The following is a 16,901-nucleotide window of genomic DNA, read 5'->3' on the forward strand; positions in this document are numbered from 1 at the left end:
GTAAGTCAGATGTAGCAGTACCAGCCCGGTTCAGGGCTGTCCCCGAGGCCTTCCAGGTCGGCGAGACCTGTCATACATGTTCGTGGGAACACTCACCTTCGACCTGCTGCTGGGCGACGTCCACTCGCTCAAGGAGAAGCGTTCGATCGTGCGGCCCATCGTGGCCGAACTGCAGCGCAAGTACAGCGTGTGCGCTGCCGAGACCGGGAACCAGGATCTGCACCGCCGGGCCGAGATCGGCCTCGCGGTGGTGTCCGGCGATGCCGGGTACATCACCGAGATCCTGGACAGCTGTGAGCGGTTGGTCGCCGGCCGCCCCGAGGTACAACTCCTCTCCGCGAGGAGGAGGTACCACAACGACGACGATGAATGAGAGCTGTGGAGCCGGTCGGCGGAAGTCGCCGTTCTCACACAGATCAGGACCGAGAGCGCCCGCAAGGCCGGGCGCGGGCCGGTACTTTGGGGCGTGGGCCCCGACGGGTGCGCAGCTCGCCCGGGTACCGGGCCCACTGCACGAGGAGGCAACGTGACCGACACCGCAAGGGCGCGCAAGCTCGCCGACCGCATCCAGGTGGTCGTCGCCCAGACCCTGGAACGGCGGATCAAGGACCCCCGACTGGGGTTCGTGACCATCACCGACACCCGGGTGACCGGCGACCTGCGCGAGGCCACCGTCTTCTACACCGTCTACGGTGACGAGACCGAGCGCCAGGCCAGCGCGGCCGCGCTGGAGAGCGCCAAGGGCGTGCTCCGCTCCGAGGTCGGCAAGCAGACCGGGGTGCGTTTCACCCCGTCGCTGACCTTCGTCGCGGACGCGCTGCCGGAGAACGCCCGGAACATCGACGACCTGCTCGACCGGGCCCGGAGCTCCGACGCCGCGGTGCGCACGCAGGCCGCCGGGGCGAGCTTCGCCGGCGACGCGGACCCGTACCGGGTTCCGGCGTCCGAGCGTGACGACGAGGACGAGTAGTCATGGCGGGTGAGCCGGCGCAGGCCGCCTCGCGAGCCGGAACGACCACGGGGGCGTCTTCCACCAGCACGGTGGAGGGTGCCCTCGCGGCGCTTCCGGGGCCGCGCGCCGAGGAGAGCGGGTTCGAGCTGCTCTGGCAGCAGGTGGTGGCGGAGATCGGGCGAGCCCGTTCGATCGACCTGATCTGCCACATCTGCCCGGACGGCGACGCGCTGGGTTCCTCGCTGGCGGCCGCGCTGGCGCTGCGCGCGCTCGGCAAGCAGGTGCGGGTCTCCTTCGGTGACGACCCGCAGATCGTGCCCGAGTCGCTGTCCTTCCTGCCCGGCCAGGAGCTGATCGTGCCGGCCGCCGAGGTGCCGGACGTGCCCGAGCTGGTGCTCTGCTTCGACGTGGCCGCGGAGAGCCGGCTCGGCCTGCTGCACGACAAGGCCTTCGCCGCGCCCGTCCTGGTGGTGTTCGACCACCACGCCTCCAACCCGGGCTTCGGCACCCACCAGCTGATCGACCCGGCCGCGCCGGCCACCGCCGTGCTGGTCGACGAACTGCTGCGCCGGCTCGGCGTCGAACTCGACCGGGACCTGGCCACCTGCCTCTACACCGGCGTCGCCACCGACACCGGCTCGTTCAGGTACCGGGCCACCACGCCCGCCACCCACGAATTCGCCGGCCGGCTGCTGGCCACCGGCATCCGGCACGACCTGATCTCCCGGCAGCTGTGGGACACCTCCTCCTTCGGCTACCTCAAGGTGCTCGCGGGCGCGCTCGACCGGGCCGTCTACGAGCCGGAGGCGGCCGGCGGCCTCGGCCTGGTGTGGACCTGGGTGCCGTACCAGGACCTGGCGCTGTTCAGCGTCACGGTCGAGGAGATCGAGGGGCTGATCGACATCCTGCGCCGCCCGGCCGAGGCCGAGGTGGCGCTGGTGCTCAAGCAGGACCCGGACGGCACGCTGCGCGGTTCCTCGCGCTCCAAGGGGGCGGTGGACGTCGCCGCGGCCTGCGCCGAACTGGGCGGCGGGGGGCATGTCTACGCGGCCGGATTCAGCGTCCGGGAGGACGTGGCCGGCGTGGTCGAGCGGTTCCGGGACGCGCTGCGGCCGGTACGTTGATCATCTCCTGACGTTTTCCGACGCTTTCAGGTCCGACGCTTTGAGAGAAAGAACCCGATGAAGCGCAAAGGCACCGGCCCGGACGGCCTGGTGATCGTCGACAAGCCCGAGGGCATCACCTCCCACGGGGTCGTCGCCAAGATGCGGTGGCTGGCCGGGACCCGGAAGGTCGGGCACGCCGGCACGCTGGACCCGATGGCCACCGGCGTACTGGTGATCGGTGTCGAGCGGGCCACCCGGCTGCTCGGCCACCTGATGCTCACCGCCAAGACGTACGAGGCGACCGTCCGGCTCGGCCAGACCACTGTCACCGACGACCGGGAGGGCGAGATCACCGCCTCGACCCCGGCCGACGCCGTCACCCGGGAGGCGATCGACGCCGGGATCGCGGCACTCACCGGCGAGATCATGCAGGTGCCGTCCAAGGTCAGCGCGATCAAGATCGACGGCAAGCGCTCGTACGCCCGGGTGCGCGAGGGCGAGGACTTCGAACTCGCGGCCCGGCCGACCACGATCCACTCCTTCACCGTGCACGAGCAGCGCCCGGCGGTCGCCGAGGACGGCACACCGGTGATCGACCTGGACGTGACCGTCGAGTGCTCCTCCGGCACCTACATCCGGGCGCTGGCCCGGGACCTGGGCGCCGGGCTGGGCGTCGGCGGGCACCTGACCGCGCTGCGGCGCACCAAGGTCGGGCCGTACGGGGTGGAGTCGGCGCGCACCCTGGAGCAGCTCGAGGCCACCGTCACCGGCGACTCCGCCACGGGGCTGGAGGTGCTGCCGATCGCGGAGGCCGCGGCGGCCGCCTTCCCGCGCTGGGACCTGGACGAGGCCTCGGCGCAGAAGCTGTCGCACGGCTCCCGCCTCAAGGCGCCCGGGCTGGGCGTGGACGGGCCGATCGCGGTGTTCGGGCCGGACGGGCGCTTCCTCGCCCTGGTCGAGGAGAAGGACGGGCAGGCGAAGCCGGTCGCGGTGTTCGTCGGCTGACCGCCCTTGGCGCCGCCGTCGGCTGACGGCCCGCAGTGCCGCTCGAGATCCCCCGTCGGGAGTCCTCCCGACGGGGGATCTCCGCTTTCCGGGGGCCCCATCACCCGACCGGGAAAGGTCACCCGCACGAGGGAGCGCGCGAGGTGAACGCCCGTGGTGAGCGGCGTGGGCGCGGTCGGGGCGCCGCCCCGGCGGGCAGGCTCCCGGCGGTGGGCGAGCGACGGGCGAAGGGGCACTCATGCCGGGGTTTCTGGAGGGCGATCCGGGGCGGTACCTGCTGCGGATCCGCGACCTCAACGGGCGGCTGCACGGCTTAGGGTTCGTCGCCGACCCGCAGGGCGGGGTGCTCACCGCGCACGAGAGCGTGGCCGGGCTGGACCGGGTCGTCCTGCACACCCCCGGCGGACAGACCAGGGTGCTCGGCCCGGACGCCGTCCTGTTGCTGCCCGAGCACGGGCTCGCGCTGCTGCGCACCGACGCGGTCGGCGGGCTGCCGGTGCCGCCGCTGCCGGTGGCCGCCCTCGGGGGCGGGCACGAGGTGCTGCTGCCCGCGCTGGCGGGCGAGGACGGCCGGGCGGTCGCACTGCGCTGCGGGCTGCTCGGGGTCACCGGCGCCGGGTACGGCGGGCACCGGCGGGGCGGGGTGCTGCTGCTGGACATGCCGGTGGTCGGCGGCGTCGTGGTGCCGGCCGGCTCGCCGGTGCTGGACGCCCGCAGCGGGGCGGTGGTCGCGCTGGCCGCGCCCGCCCTCCGGGGCCCGCAGCACGGCGGGGCGCTGCCGGCGGTGGCTGCCGGCGGTGGGGTGGAGGTCGCCGAGGCCTTGGCCGGGCTGCTGGCCCGCAACGCGGCGGCCGTGCCCGCGTACGGGCCGGCGCTCAACCTGGCCGGGGTGCTGCGGCTGACCGCGGCCCAGCTCGCGGCCGCCGGCGCCGGACCGGGGCGGGTGGCCGGGCTGGCCGCGGACCGGGTGGACCGGCCGGACGGCCTGGCCGGGGACGAGCCGGCCGCGACCGTCACCGCGCTGGTCGGTGCCCCCGGCAGCGGGCGCTCCACCGAACTGGCCGCGCTGGCCGCCCGCCGCTCCGGCGGCGCCCACCCGCTGCCCACCCTCTGGCTGCGCGGCGCCGACCTGCGCGCCGAGGACCGTTCGCTCGCCGAACCGGTGGAGCGGGCGCTGGCCGCGGCGGCGGCCGAACTGGGCACCCCGGCGCCCGCGCCCGAGCCGGTGGCGGCGCTGTGCGCGGCGGCCGGGCGGGCGCTGCTGGTCGTCCTGGACGGCCCGGAGGAGGCCCCGGCGCGGCTGGACGCGCGCTGGCTGCGCGGCGCCGGGCAGTGGCTGACCGGCTGCGGGGCGCGGCTGCTGACCGCCTGCGGCGAGGAACTCTGGGAGCGGCTGGCCGCCGAGACCTGGGGGAGCGGCACGTTCGGCGCGGGCCGCGCGGAGGAGGCGCACCCGGACGGCGACCTGAGCAGCGCCCCCACCGTGCGGATGGACGGCGGCGGCCCGGGCGGGCCGAGCCTGGCCGGGCACCGGCTCGGCCCGCTGCCGGTCGAGGCCGCCGAGCGGGTGCGCCGCCGCTACGGGCTGCCGCCCGGCCGCCCGGCCGCCGCCGAGGACGCCCGGCACCCGCTGGCCGTCCGGCTGGCCGGGGAGCTGTGGGCCGAGGGGTTGCATGACGGGCCGGTGCGCCGGGGCGAGCTGTTCGGCGCCTTCCTGGACCTGCGCTGCCTGCGGGTGGCCCAACGGCTGGCCGAGGACGGCCGCCCTCGCCGCCCGGGCGCGCACCGCCGGGGCGCTGCCCGACCGGTGGGACCGCGCCACGGGCGGGTGCGCCGGCTCGCCGCGGCGGTGGCGGGCCGGGTCCACGAGGCGGCCCGGCGGATGCTCGGCAGCGAGCCGGGCGGGCTCGGCCGGGCCGCCTTCGAGGAACTGTTCCCGGTCGACGGCGGCTGGGCCACGGCGGTGCTCGCCGAGGGCCTGTTCGTGCCCGCCGGGCCCGGATACCGGTTCGCGCACGGGGAGTTCGCCGACTGGTTGCAGGGCCTGCACCTGGACCTGGACGCGGCGCTGCGGTTGCTGCTCGGCGAGGCCGAGGACACGCCCCCCACGCCCGCCTCGCCCCCCACGCCCGCCGACGCAACGGTGGGGCCCGGCCGGGCCGCGGGGGCGAACACCGTCCCCCGGCACCGGATCGGCCCGGTCGCCGCCGCACTGCGCCGGGTGGCCGAGACCTGGGGCGCGCCCGCCCTGGACCCGTGGCTGCACCGGATCTGGCGCGCGCTGGACCTGCGCCCGCCCGGCAGTGAACCCGCCTGGTGGGCGGGGCGGCTGCTCACCGCCGGCCTGGCCGCCAGCCCGGACCGGGCCGAACACCGGGCGCTGCTCGACCAGTTGGCCGGCCGGATCGCCGAACGGGCTGCTGCGGCGGGCGGGGCTCCGGGTGGGGCGGCGGTCGGGGCGGCGGCGCTCCCGGCCGCCGGGCTCGGCCGCTTCGGCCCGGCGTTCTGGACCGGCCTCGGCCTGCCGCTCGAGGCCGAACTCGCCCTGCTGCGAACGCTGGTGGCGGCCGACGGCCCCGGGCAGCGGTTCCTCGGCGCGGTGGCGGAGCGGCTGCGGAACGATCCGGTCGCGGTGTTCCCGCTGCTGTGCGCCTGGTTCGACGACCCGCGCGGCCTGCCGGGCCGCCCCGGCTGCACCGTGGCCGACCTCGCGCACGACCTGCTGCACGCCCACCGCTGGCTCGCCCTGGACGAGTTGGCCGACGCGCTGGCCGACGCCGCACACCCGAGGGCCGACGCGCTGCTCACCGTGCTCGCCGCCGAGGAGCCGTCCGCGCTCTGCCGCGCGGTGGACCGCTGGAGCCACGACCGGCGGCCCGAGCGGCACGTCGCGGCCGCCGTGCACGCGCTGCGGACCGCCCCGTACGCGACCGGGGCCGCGGCCGAACTGCTGAGGTTCACCGCGCTGACCCTGCTCGCCCGCGAGGACGAGCCCGGCCTGCACGGCGCGGCGCTGGCCCTGCTGGTCGGCGACCCGGCGACCCGGGCCGAGCACCTCCCGGCCGCGCTCGCCCTGCACCGGGCGGGCGGTGACGCCTTCCTCACCCCGAGGGCGCTCGCCCCGGCCCTGGAGAGCGACCCGGAGCCCGTCCTGGCCGCACTCGCCGACCGGCTGGCGGCGCCCGGCACGGCCACCGCCGAGACGCTGCGGGTGCTGGCCGACGCCGCCGCCCCGGTGGCCGTCCGGCGGGGCGCCGAACTGGCCGCCCGGCTGCTGCGCGCGCACCCGGGGCTGGCCGGGCCGGTCGCCGTCGACTACCTCGGCCGCCGGCTGGGGCGCACCGCGGCCGTCGGCCCGGCCGACCGGCTGGAGCTGCGGGTGCTGCTCGGCACCGCGCTGGCCGCCCGGACGGCGGCGGTGCGGCGGCCGTTCGCCGAGGCGCTGTCCGTCCCGGTGGCCGACCCGGCGGCGGACGCGCTGCGCTGCGAGCTGCTGGACATCCTGCTCGCCACCGAGGCCGACCCGGTGGTGCTGGCCGCCGCCGTGGAGCGGCTGGCCGAGCACTGCGCGGCCGAGAATCCGGCCCGGGCCCGCGCGGTGCTGGCCCGGACGGCCGCCGCGCTGCCGGGTGCCGACGAGTTGCTGGTGCGCTGCGCCGGACGCTCCGCGGCCTTCGCCCGGCTGCTCGCCCGGTGGCCGCGCGACGCCGCCCCGACCGCGCCGGACGGCCCCCGGCTGGCCCGGATGTGGGCCCTGACGGCGGCCGGACGGGACCCGCAGTACGCCGCCGCGGAGGCCGAGCGGACCTCGCCGGAGCGGGTCGTACGGCCGCCGGTGCGCTCAACCCGTATTCCGGTGCCTGAGCCGGGGCAGGCGCATGGCACGCTATAGGGGTTCGGGTTTTGAGCGTTTGAGCGTACAGAGGGTACGCGCCGTACGGAACAAGGAGCGGTCAGGTGCAGCGCTGGCGTGGCCTGGAGGAGATCCCCGGTGACTGGGGACGCAGCGTCGTCACCATCGGCTCGTTCGACGGGGTGCACCGCGGGCATCAGCTGATCATCGGACGGGCGGTCGAGCGCGCCCGCGAACTCGGCCTGCCCTCGGTCGTGGTGACCTTCGACCCGCACCCGCGTGAGGTCATCCGCCCGGGCAGCCACCCGCCGCTGCTCGCGCCGCACCCGCGCCGGGCCGAGCTGATCGCGGAGCTCGGGGTGGACGCGGTGCTGGTGCTGCCGTTCACCACCGAGTTCTCGAAGGAGTCCCCGGAGACCTTCGTCCGGCAGGTCCTGGTGGACGCGCTGCACGCGCGGGTCGTCATCGAGGGCCCCAACTTCCGCTTCGGGCACAAGGCCGCGGGGGACGTCGCGCTGCTCGCCGAGCTGGGCCGGGCGGACGACTACGAGGTCGAGCTGATCGACCTGCAGGTGTGCGGCACGGCCGGGGACGGCCAGCCGTTCTCCTCCAGCCTGACCCGCCGGCTGGTCGAGGCCGGGGACATGGCGGGCGCCAACGAGGTGCTGGGCCGCCCGCACCGGGTCGAGGGCGAGGTGGTGCGCGGCGCGCAGCGCGGCCGCGAGCTGGGCTTCCCGACCGCCAACGTCGAGACCGTCCCGCACAGCGCGGTCCCGGCCGACGGCGTGTACGCGGGCTGGCTGACCGCGGACGGCGAGCGGATGCCGGCCGCGATCTCGGTCGGCACCAACCCGACCTTCGACGGCACCGCCCGCACCGTCGAGGCGTACGCCATCGACCGGGTCGGCCTGGACCTGTACGGGCTGCACGTCGCGGTGGACTTCCTGGCCTACCTGCGCGGGATGGAGAAGTTCGACTCCATCGAGGCGCTGCTGGACCGGATGGCCGACGACGTCAAGCGCGCCCGCGAGCTGACCGACGGGATCTGACCGAGCGGAGCGAAGCTTCGGCAGGGGCGCCTGAGCCCCGGTGACGCCGGAAGGGCCCGCCGACTGGTGTCGGCGGGCCCTTCCGTGTCGTCACTGCTGGGGTGCCTGCGGCGGGTAGCCGTAGCCCGGCGGCGGGGGCCGGTACCCGTCCGGCTCGGCGGGCGGGGCGGGCACCGGCGGCTGCCCCTGGGCGGACGGGTAGCCGTAGCCCGGGTTGGGCTGTGGAGCGCCCTGCTGCGGCGGCCAGGGCTGCTGCTGCGGGTAGCCGTACCCGGGCGGGGGCGGCGGGGCCTGGCCGGGCTGCGGCGCCCACGGCGCACCGGGGGCGGGCGGCGGGGCCTGCGCGGCCTGGCCCTGGTAGGGCTGCGGCTGCGGGGCCTGCGGCTGCTGCCAGGTGGACTGCTGGGCGGCGGCCTGCTGGGCCCGGATGATGTCCTCGCCGACCAGGGTGGCCAGCTCGAAGTACGCCTCGCGGACCTTGGGCCGCATCATGTCGAGGTTGACCTCGGCGCCGGCCGCCAGGCTCTCGTCGAACGGCACCACGACCACGCCGCGGCAGCGGGTCTGGAAGTGCGCGACGATGTCCTCGACCTTGATCATCTTGCTGGTCTCGCGAACCCCGGAGACCACCGTGATGCTGCGCTGCACCAGATCCGCGTAGCCGTGCGCGGAGAGCCAGTCCAGGGTGGTCGAGGCGCTGGAGGCGCCGTCCACGCTGGGGGTGGAGACGATGATCAGCTGGTCGGCCAGGTCCAGCACCCCGCGCATCGCGCTGTACAGCAGGCCGGTGCCGGAGTCGGTCAGGATGATCGGGTACTGGCGGCCCAGCACGTCGATGACCTGGCGGTAGTCCGAGTCGTTGAAGGTGGTGGAGACCGCCGGGTCGACGTCGTTCGCCAGGATCTCCAGGCCCGAGTTCAGGTCCTGCGAGGTGAACTGACGGATGTCCATGTAGCTGCGCAGGTGCGGGATGGCCGTCACCAGGTCGCGGATGGTCGCGCCGGTCTGGCGCTTGACCCGGCGGCCCAGGGTGCCGGCGTCCGGGTTGGCGTCGATCGCGATCACCTTGTCCTGGCGCTCGCTGGCCAGGGTCGCGCCGAGCGCGGTGGTGGTCGTCGTCTTGCCGACCCCGCCCTTGAGGCTGATCACGGCGATCCGGTAGCAGCTCATCACCGGGGTGCGGATGATCTCCAGCCGGCGGGCCTTCTCGGCCGCCGCGGCCTTGCCGCCGAACTGGAACCGCGGCTGCTGGCGCTGCTGCTTGGGCTGGCTGCGCAGCAGCCGGTCCGAGGACAGCTCGACGGCGGCGGTGTAGCCGAGCGGCGCGCCGTGCGCGGTCTGCTGCGGGGCGGCGGACTGCTGGAACGCGGCGGGCTGCGACGCCGGCGGCTGCTGCTGCCACGGCTGCGCGGGGCCCGGCGGCTGCGCCTGCTGCGGCTGGACGGGCTGGCCCGGGAGCGGCTGGCCGGGCTGGGGCTGCGCGGGCTGCGGCTGGCCCGGCTGCTGGTACGCGGCGGGCTGCGGCCACCCACCCTGGCGCGGGTCCACCGGGCCGGGCTGCGGGGCCGGGCCGGGCTGCGGGGCCGGGACGGGCTGCTGCTGGGCGGCGGGGGCAGGCCGGGCCTGGGCCGCCGCCTGCTGGGCCGCCCACGCGGCCTGCGGATCCCAGGCGGCCTGCTGGTCCTGCGGGCTCTGGGGGTTCTGGGGGTTCTGCGGCGGGACCGGCTGGGCGGACGGCTGCGCGTACGACTGCGGCGGGACGGGCTGCCCCGGCTGCGCGGTCGCGGGGGGCATCGGGGCCGCCGGGTACGGCTGGGGCGCGGGCGGCTGCGCCAGGGCCTCCGCCGTCGGCCAGGCCGGGGCGGCGGGCTGCGGCTGCTCGGGGGTGGGAACGGGCGCGGGAACAGGCGCGGGGGAGGCCGTCGGGAACGGGACGTGCTGGGCCTCGGCCTGCACGGGCGCCGGGGCGGCGGCAGGCGCGGCGATCGGCGCGGCCTCGGCCGTCGGAGTCGGGACCGGGGCGGCCGTCGGATCCTGGGCCTGGTACGGGGCCGGAGCCTGGACCTGCGCCGGAGCCTGCGCCGCCACCGGAGCCGGGGCGGCCGGGTACGCCGTCTCCGCAGCGGGCGCGGGCATGGACTTGAGCGCGTCGGCCGGACCGGCGGCCGGGCTCACCGGTGCCGCCGCCGAGGCCGTTGGGGCCGCCGCGGCCATGGGAGCCGTCGGAGCCGCCGGGGCCTCCGTCTGCACGTACCAGGACGGGGGAGTGTAGTCAGGCGCGTCCGACCAGTCGTCGTCGTCCTCTGCCGCGTTGTCGCCGACGTAGACGCCGTCCCGATCGCTACTCACTCTGGCTCCCTCGTGTTCGCCGCCGCTTGTTCAGCGGTGCCGTTGCCGCATCAAAGACTAGGCCGTACGGCAACCCCCGTTGAAGGCGGCTTCGGTTCCGCGGCGGCCCGCCGGGTGCGGCGAGCCGCGGCTCAGTCCGTCCGGTCAGTCCATCCGGCGCGGGCCGCCGAGCACCTGCTGCTCGGCCTGTCCGGCCACGGCCCGTACGTACTGGCGCCGCATCCGGGTCGCCCACAGGGTGAGGTCGTCGCCGAGGGTGGGCAGCGTGGCCACGTCCTCCGGCGGGAGCGACAGCACCCGGCCGGTCAGTTCCGCCTCCTGCGGGGAGATCCGCTGCACGCCGACCAGGTCGGCCGCGTTGAGCACCCGGGCGGCGTTCGGGCCCAGGTACGGCAGCAGCGTCAGGGTGGTCTGCCAGGGCGCGGCGGAGAGCCGGCTGCGCGGCGGACGGGCGCCGAGGTCGCGCACCACCAGCACCGGCGAGGCCACCGAGGCGCCCTGCGGGCCGAGCCTGCCGACCTGGTGGATCGTCACGCACGGCTGCCCGCCGCCGGCGGCCTGCGCCATCGGGCCCCACAGCTGCCCGCGGGCGGTCTCCACCGCGACCCGGGCGCCGATCGCGGCCGCCCGCAGCGCGATGACCTGCGCCGTCCACATGCCGCCGACCAGCACCAGGTCGTACGCGCTGGGGCGGAAGAGGCCGAGCACCGCGGGCAGTCCCTGCGGGTCGACGCCGATGACCACGCCGTCGTCGCCGACCGGGAAGGCCAGCGCGGCGAGGTCGGCGGGTTCGAGCACGTGCTTCTCCCGGCGCGGGCCGCGCAGCCCGAAGCCGGGCAGGATCCGCGGCCGGGTCCGGCGCTGCTCGGCGCCGGGCTGCGGGCCGACGGCGGGATAGCTCTGGTACGCCATCAGGACGCTCCTCCCAGCGGCAGGGTGGCGAGCATGCCGGGGGCCTGCTCCAGGTCGAGCCGGACGAGGCCGAGGCCGGCGCTCTGCGCCCGGGTCTCCACCTGGCGGCCGACCTGGCCGACCTCGCTCTCGCTGCGCCCGGTCACCCGCAGGTGCCCGCTGACGGTCACCGAGTCGCCGGTGCCGTGTCCGGCGGTCAGGCTGAAGGTGCTGGCCAGGGCCGGGGATCCGGTCATCAGGTTGACCAGGTCCGGTGCGGCGATCCGGCCGGGGGCGCCGCCGGGGCGGCTGAGCTGCGGCCAGCGGGAGATCCAGTAGGTGGTGTGCCAGCGGTCGTCGATCCGCCAGAACCGGTTGCCCTCCTGGGTGCGGCGGTTGGTGCCGCCGCCGCTGCCGGTGCCCTGGCGGCCGGCTACCGCGATCGGGTTGGCGCAGGCGGAGATGGACAGGGCGGCGATCAGCTCGCGCTCGTCCAGCACGGTCGCGTTGAAGCCGGCGCTGTTGAGCCGGCCGGCCAGCTGGTCGGTCACCCGCTGCAGCGCCTTGCGGGCGCCCTCCTCGCCGCCGCCGCGGGCCCGGACGGCGGTCGCCGCGCGTTCCGGGTCGAGCTTGAGGGCGATCCAGGTCAGCCGCAGCCCGGGGGTGGAGGTGCCGTCCGGCAGCTCGCGGTAGGCGCGGGCGGCCAGGGACTGCTCGGGCAGGTGCGGGGCCGGGGCGGGCTGGGTGTGCTGGACCAGCTGCACCGACTCCAGGGTGATGTCGTCCACCGTGAGGGCCGAGCAGATCACGTCCAGCGGCAGCGGCAGCGCGGTGCGCACCGGGCGCAGCGGCTGGTCCTTGGCCTGGACGAGCAGGACCGAGCTGAGGAAGGTGCCGTCGCCGACCATTCCGGTCTCGCGGCGCACCGGGCGCCCGCCGAACTCGGCCTCGGTGGCGTGGGTGCAGGTGCGCAGCCCCGGTTCGAGCTCCAGCGCCGGCGCCAGTGCCGGGTCGGTGCCGGCCGGCGGCAGCAGCGTACGGGCCTGCTTGCGGCGGGACTTGAGGGCGGAGCGCACCCGGAGCAGCTCGGGGATGGTACGGCCGCGCACCGGGATGGCGGCGAGGACGAGCAGCACCAGCGCGACCGCGCCGAAGCCGGCCGCGACCGGGCGGCTGATGGTCCAGCCGACCGCGACCAGTGCCACCGCGACCTCGACCAGGACGAGCTGCTGGAGCTTCAACCGGCCGCCGAGCAGCCCGGGTCGGGGATTGACGCGGACCTGGACGGCACCGCCGCCACCCGCGTTCGGCGGTGACTGGACGGGCCCCGCCTCGGCGGCTCGGCCGCCGCGCTGCGGCCGGCCGGACCGGCGCGACCTCCCGCCGCCCGCGCTGCGCCGGCGTCCTGGAGCGGTCTGGCTTGGCATCCCCCGGTGGCCCTCTCTGATCCTTTGTCGCGGCCCGGCTGGCTGGTTCGCGGACCGTACCCGTACCGTACTCACCGTCTGCTGCCGCATCGTAGAGGGTTCGCACCGGTTCGCGCCCGGCGGGTGGACCACGGGGCAGGTCGGTCTGACAACGTCCGACAACGTCTGACTAGGGGGACGACGAGGATGGCATCGCGCCGGGACGAGCTCAACGCGTACACCTTCGCCCGCAAGCGAACGGTGGGCGCCTTTCTGCTGCCCGCCGGCGGCGGGAGTGACGAGGACGCGCCGCGTCCGGTGAAGGCGGTGCTCCCGAGCATCCTGGCCGGCGCCGTGGTCGTGGCCGGGTTCGGGGTCTGGGGGGTGTTCAAGCCCAGTGCCCCGCTGAAGTGGGACGACGGCAAGAACATCATCCAGGGCAAGCAGTCGACCACCCGGTACGTGGTGCTGACCGACCCGGACGGCACGACCAAGCGGCTGCACCAGGTGCTCAACATGTCCTCGGCGCGGCTGGTGCTGCCCGTCGACGCCAAGGTCGTGGTGGTCGACGACGGGGTGCTCGACCGGTACCCCAACCACGGTCCGACCATCGGTATCCCGTACGCGCCGGACAAGTTGCCGACCAAGGACAACGCGAGCCAGTCGATGAAGTGGGCGGTCTGTGACCGCCCGGGCTCGGACGAGAAGCAGGAGACCGTCAACCAGGCGGTGTTCGTGACGGCCGGCCCGGACGCGGCGACGCTGGCGGCCAAGGACCGGATGCTCGGCCCGGACCAGCTGATGCTGGTGCAGCAGGCGGACGAGCAGCAGGTTTCGGCCGCGCCGGCGCCGGGTCAGCAGGCCGCCTCGGGGGCGAAGGTCTACCTGGTCGACGCGCAGGGCCGCAAGCACGAGATCGGCTCCCCGCAGTCGGACGACAAGGAGCGCAAGTCGCTGATCACCGCGGTCTTCGGGCCCAACGCGGTGCCGCAGCGGGTCAAGCGGGACTGGCTGGACACCCTGGTCAACGGCACCCCGATCACCTTCCCGCAGATCGCGGAGATGGCCGACAGCCCGAACCCCAACTCCACGGTGCAGCTGGGGAACGCCGCCGACCGCCGGATCGGCCGGCTGGTGCACTACCAGGACCGCCAGTACGTGGTCGGCAAGGACCGGCTCTTCCTGGTCACCCCGTTCCAGGCGGAGCTGATCCGGCAGAACCCGGCGTTCCAGATGCTCTACAAGTACGACCAGGACAAGAAGCCGCGCAGTGACGAGATGACCCCGGCCGACCAGTCCCAGGTCGGCAGCGAGACGCCGCTGCCGGGCACCGTGGCCGACTGGCCGATGAAGTCCGGTGCGCCGGTGAACAACTGGCAGGACCGCCAGGGCGCCCGGCTGGTCGTGTGCAGCACCTTCGACGGCGTCGCCGAGGACGGCAAGACGCCCAAGCGCAGCGTCTGGGCCGGGACCTCGTACCCCGCGCAGTACAACAACGGTGCCGGCGCCGCGTACGTGACGCCCGGTCACGGCCTGTTCTACCGCGCGCTGAACAACACCACCGGCGGCTCCGGCACCGACTTCCTGATCACCGAGACGGGGCTGCGGTACGCCGTCCCGGCCAACGGTGACGGCGGCCGCGGCGCCACCCCCGCGCCGGGTGCGCAGCCCGGCCAGAGCGGCGCCCCGAAGACGCCGGCCCCGCAGCCGGGCACCCCGACCCCGGCGTCGCCGGACCAGCAGTCCGGCCAGCAGCCGGGTCAGCAGCAGGACGAAACCGGCGGCAACCAGGCCCGGTTGGGCTACCAGGGGATCCGGCCGCTGCCGGTGCCGCACGAGTGGTCGGACCTGGTGCCGGCCGGCCCGCCGCTGACCGCGAAGAGCGCCGTCCAGCCGCAAAACGCCTGACCGGCCAAGCGCGGCAAAGGAATTGGCCGCAGTGTCATGGTCTGGTAACTACTCAGTGCTCGGTGTTGGGCGAGCTGCGTGTGCCGACTACAGTGCTGCTGGGCATCACACAGGTGATGCGGCGGTGGGGCCCTTCGGGGCTCTCCGTGTACGCAATGTTGTCTCATGGGGGACGGTGGAGCATGGCTCAGGGTCAGTTCACGATGACTGCTCAGGAGATGCTGGCTTTCGCCAATCAGATCGAGCAGGCGATCGGCAAGATCGAGGCTGAGAAGAACAAGCTGAACAGCACGGTCACGGGCATCACCAGCGGCTGGCAGGGTCAGGCGGCGACCGCCTACACGAACCTGCAGAACCGGGTCAACGGGGACATCGCGAAGCTCAAGGAGTCGCTGTCCGCGATCAAGCACGCGATCGAGCAGACCACCAAGCACTACGCGAGCACCGAGGAAGAGCAGAAGGCGATGTTCGCCGACTCCCAGGGCTGATCGCCGCAAGCGCGCTGATCACCGGTCTGTTCCGAACCGCCGCTCGGCGGGGTGTCCGCCACTGACCGCGGGACGCTCCGCACCCTCGTCAAGGGAGACAACGTGTCCGACCACATTCTCGTCAACTTCGAGACCGTTCACCACGCCGCCGAAGAGGTCAAGGCCTCGGCGGCCCGCATCGAGCAGCTGCTGAGCGACCTGAAGAAGGACGTCACCCGCATCGCCCAGAGCTGGCAGGGCAAGGCCCAGGAGGGCTACAAGGTCCAGCAGGCCAACTGGGACTCGGCGGCCAACGACCTGCACTCGGCCTGCACGCAGATCGCGACCTCGCTGGAGAACGCCGCGCAGAGCTACCGGACCACCGAGGACAGCAACGCCAAGCTCTGGCACTGACCAGGCGTTCCCCCAGCGGGAACGACAGGGGGCGGGTACCCGGACTCCGGGCACCCGCCCTTCGGCGCGTGGCACGGGTAGACGACATGAGGGGTGGCAGGGTGTCCGGACGCGGGTACCGGAAGACGGCTGCGGCACTGGCCGCGCTCGCGGTGCTGGGCGGCCCGCTCGCCGCCCCGGCGTACGCCGACAGCGGAACCGGGCTGGCCGCCGCGGGCGACTGCCCCAAGAACGCGCCCGACGTGCAGACCGTGCCGTGGTCGCTGCAGCGCCTGCTGCTGGACGAGCTGTGGCAGGGCGGCCGGACCACCGGCAAGGGCGTGTTGGTCGCGGTCATCGACACCGGTGTGGACGACCGGAACCCGCAGCTGGCCGGAAAGGTCGTGCAGGGCTCCAACCTGCTGGTCGACAAGGAGACCAAGCAGCCGGTCGGAGGCACCGCCAAGGACGACCCGGTCGGCCACGGCACCAAGGTGGCGGGCATCATCGCGGCCGGCCGCAACGACAAGACCGGGTTCGTCGGCCTGGCCCCCGACGCGCAGATCTACTCGATCCGGCAGAACGACAGCGAGGGCAACGGCGACGTCTCCACGCTCGTGAAGGCCATCCAGGAGGCGGTCGCGGCCAAGGCCAAGGTCATCAACATCTCCCAGGACGTGCGCGGCGCGGGCGACGCCCACTTCGGCGGCTTCCAGGAGCTGAAGGCCGCGATCCAGACCGCCGAGCAAGCCGGCACCGTGGTGGTCGCCTCCACCGGGAACGACGGCAAGGAAGGCGACACCTACCCGGGCGCCTTCCCGACCGTGCTGGCCGTCGGTGCCTCAGACCGCAACAACGAGCGCGCCCCGTTCTCCCAGTACGGCTCCTTCGTGAAGGTCGCCGCGCCCGGCGTCGACATGCTCTCCACCGTGCCCGGGAGCGGGCAGTGCGTGGACAACGGCACCAGCTTCGCCGCCCCGTACGTCTCCGGGCTGGCCGCGCTGCTGTTCGGCGCGCACCCGGGCTGGTCGCCGGCCCAGGTGCGGGCCTGGATCGAGCAGACCGCCCAGCGCACCCAGCGCGACCCGGACCAGTTCGTCGGCTGGGGCGTGGTGGACCCGGTCAAGGCCGTCACCACGGCCCCCGACGACGCGCCGTCCGCCCCCACCCCGGACGCCCCGGTGCAGCTCGCCTCCGCGCCGATCGTGCCGCGGCCGGTCGGCCTCGGAGAGACCCAGGCCGACCGCGACGGCCGCACCGCGACGTACGTCCTCGGCGTCGGCGCGCTGCTGGTCGCCCTGCTGATCGGCGGCGGCGTGGTGCTGCGCGACCACCGGCGCAAGTCCGCCGACCGAGCCGGACGCGACTGACCCGGGCGCGACTGACCCGGGCGCGGCCGATCGTGCCGCGGCCGATCGGGGCCCCACCGATCGGGGCCCCACCGATCGGGACGTCTCGAAAGTTCCTCCGGAACGGCTGTAACACCGCCGCCCGCCCACCGCATCGATGAAGTGTCAGGGAG

General features: G+C 75.0%; 13 protein-coding genes. 10 read left to right on the top strand and 3 right to left on the bottom strand.

Going from position 1 to position 16,901, the window contains the following annotated elements:
- The first annotated feature begins 76 nt into the window (after positions 1-76).
- The 6 genes from ACZ52R_RS36910 (at position 77) to ACZ52R_RS36935 (ending at position 7,965) form a co-directional block, all read left to right on the top strand.
- Positions 77-373: a DUF503 domain-containing protein gene (locus ACZ52R_RS36910; protein ID WP_360505296.1), complete on the top strand. Its 297-nt coding sequence runs from the start codon at positions 77-79 to the stop codon at positions 371-373.
- A 153-nt stretch (positions 374-526) separates the two neighbouring features.
- Positions 527-970, top strand: coding sequence for a 30S ribosome-binding factor RbfA (gene rbfA, locus ACZ52R_RS36915; protein WP_360505294.1), 444 nt, complete (start codon positions 527-529; stop codon positions 968-970).
- Positions 971-972: 2 nt separating this feature from the next.
- The gene (locus ACZ52R_RS36920) at positions 973-2,076 is read left to right on the top strand and encodes a DHH family phosphoesterase (RefSeq protein WP_465625239.1); all 1,104 of its coding nucleotides are present in this window, start codon (positions 973-975) and stop codon (positions 2,074-2,076) included.
- 57 nt (positions 2,077-2,133) lie between these two features.
- On the top strand, positions 2,134-3,063 hold the full coding sequence (gene truB / locus ACZ52R_RS36925; RefSeq protein WP_465665088.1) for a tRNA pseudouridine(55) synthase TruB: 930 nt from the start codon (positions 2,134-2,136) through the stop codon (positions 3,061-3,063).
- Positions 3,064-3,301: 238 nt separating this feature from the next.
- Positions 3,302-6,955 carry a serine protease gene (locus ACZ52R_RS36930; protein ID WP_465665086.1) on the top strand — a complete coding sequence of 1,218 codons (3,654 nt, stop codon included), beginning with the start codon at positions 3,302-3,304 and terminating at the stop codon, positions 6,953-6,955.
- A gap of 65 nt (positions 6,956-7,020) precedes the next feature.
- Complete coding sequence (locus ACZ52R_RS36935; RefSeq protein ID WP_360505286.1) at positions 7,021-7,965, top strand: bifunctional riboflavin kinase/FAD synthetase; 945 nt, start codon at positions 7,021-7,023, stop codon at positions 7,963-7,965.
- Between the two features lie 90 nt (positions 7,966-8,055).
- Here ACZ52R_RS36935 and ACZ52R_RS36940 read toward each other — a convergent pair whose 3' ends face one another.
- The 3 genes from ACZ52R_RS36940 to eccE all read right to left on the bottom strand — a co-directional run bounded on the left by ACZ52R_RS36940 (position 8,056) and on the right by eccE (position 12,632).
- Positions 8,056-10,314 carry a MinD/ParA family ATP-binding protein gene (locus ACZ52R_RS36940; RefSeq protein ID WP_465754996.1) on the bottom strand — a complete coding sequence of 753 codons (2,259 nt, stop codon included), beginning with the start codon at positions 10,312-10,314 and terminating at the stop codon, positions 8,056-8,058.
- 144 nt (positions 10,315-10,458) lie between these two features.
- Positions 10,459-11,226, bottom strand: coding sequence for a hypothetical protein (locus ACZ52R_RS36945; protein ID WP_360505282.1), 768 nt, complete (start codon positions 11,224-11,226; stop codon positions 10,459-10,461).
- Positions 11,226-12,632: a type VII secretion protein EccE gene (eccE, locus tag ACZ52R_RS36950; protein ID WP_465754997.1), complete on the bottom strand. Its 1,407-nt coding sequence runs from the start codon at positions 12,630-12,632 to the stop codon at positions 11,226-11,228. The genes ACZ52R_RS36945 and eccE overlap by 1 nt, the downstream gene beginning before the upstream one ends.
- A 186-nt stretch (positions 12,633-12,818) precedes the next feature.
- Here eccE and ACZ52R_RS36955 point away from each other — a divergent pair, with 186 nt between their 5' ends.
- From ACZ52R_RS36955 to mycP, 4 genes are all read left to right on the top strand, one after another.
- Complete coding sequence (locus tag ACZ52R_RS36955; protein WP_465625228.1) at positions 12,819-14,519, top strand: type VII secretion protein EccB; 1,701 nt, start codon at positions 12,819-12,821, stop codon at positions 14,517-14,519.
- Positions 14,520-14,722: 203 nt separating this feature from the next.
- Entirely contained in the window at positions 14,723-15,007 is a 285-nt protein-coding gene (locus ACZ52R_RS36960; RefSeq protein ID WP_360505276.1) for a WXG100 family type VII secretion target, read from the top strand.
- Between the two features lie 102 nt (positions 15,008-15,109).
- Positions 15,110-15,400, top strand: coding sequence for a WXG100 family type VII secretion target (locus tag ACZ52R_RS36965; protein ID WP_465625226.1), 291 nt, complete (start codon positions 15,110-15,112; stop codon positions 15,398-15,400).
- A 101-nt stretch (positions 15,401-15,501) separates the two neighbouring features.
- A complete protein-coding gene (gene mycP, locus ACZ52R_RS36970; RefSeq protein WP_465625224.1) occupies positions 15,502-16,749 on the top strand; it encodes a type VII secretion-associated serine protease mycosin in 1,248 nt (415 codons plus the stop codon).
- Positions 16,750-16,901 lie beyond the last annotated feature (152 nt).

Source organism: Kitasatospora sp. NPDC034023 (assembly GCF_055575795.1).

Coding starts and splice junctions, on each gene's coding strand:
- ACZ52R_RS36910 (WP_360505296.1), top strand. CDS start 77: ATGTTCGTGGGAACACTCACCTTCGACCTGCTGCTGGGCGACGTCCAC.
- ACZ52R_RS36920 (WP_465625239.1), top strand. CDS start 973: ATGGCGGGTGAGCCGGCGCAGGCCGCCTCGCGAGCCGGAACGACCACG.
- truB (WP_465665088.1), top strand. CDS start 2,134: ATGAAGCGCAAAGGCACCGGCCCGGACGGCCTGGTGATCGTCGACAAG.
- ACZ52R_RS36930 (WP_465665086.1), top strand. CDS start 3,302: ATGCCGGGGTTTCTGGAGGGCGATCCGGGGCGGTACCTGCTGCGGATC.
- ACZ52R_RS36945 (WP_360505282.1), bottom strand. CDS start 11,226: ATGGCGTACCAGAGCTATCCCGCCGTCGGCCCGCAGCCCGGCGCCGAG.
- eccE (WP_465754997.1), bottom strand. CDS start 12,632: ATGCCAAGCCAGACCGCTCCAGGACGCCGGCGCAGCGCGGGCGGCGGG.
- ACZ52R_RS36955 (WP_465625228.1), top strand. CDS start 12,819: ATGGCATCGCGCCGGGACGAGCTCAACGCGTACACCTTCGCCCGCAAG.
- ACZ52R_RS36960 (WP_360505276.1), top strand. CDS start 14,723: ATGACTGCTCAGGAGATGCTGGCTTTCGCCAATCAGATCGAGCAGGCG.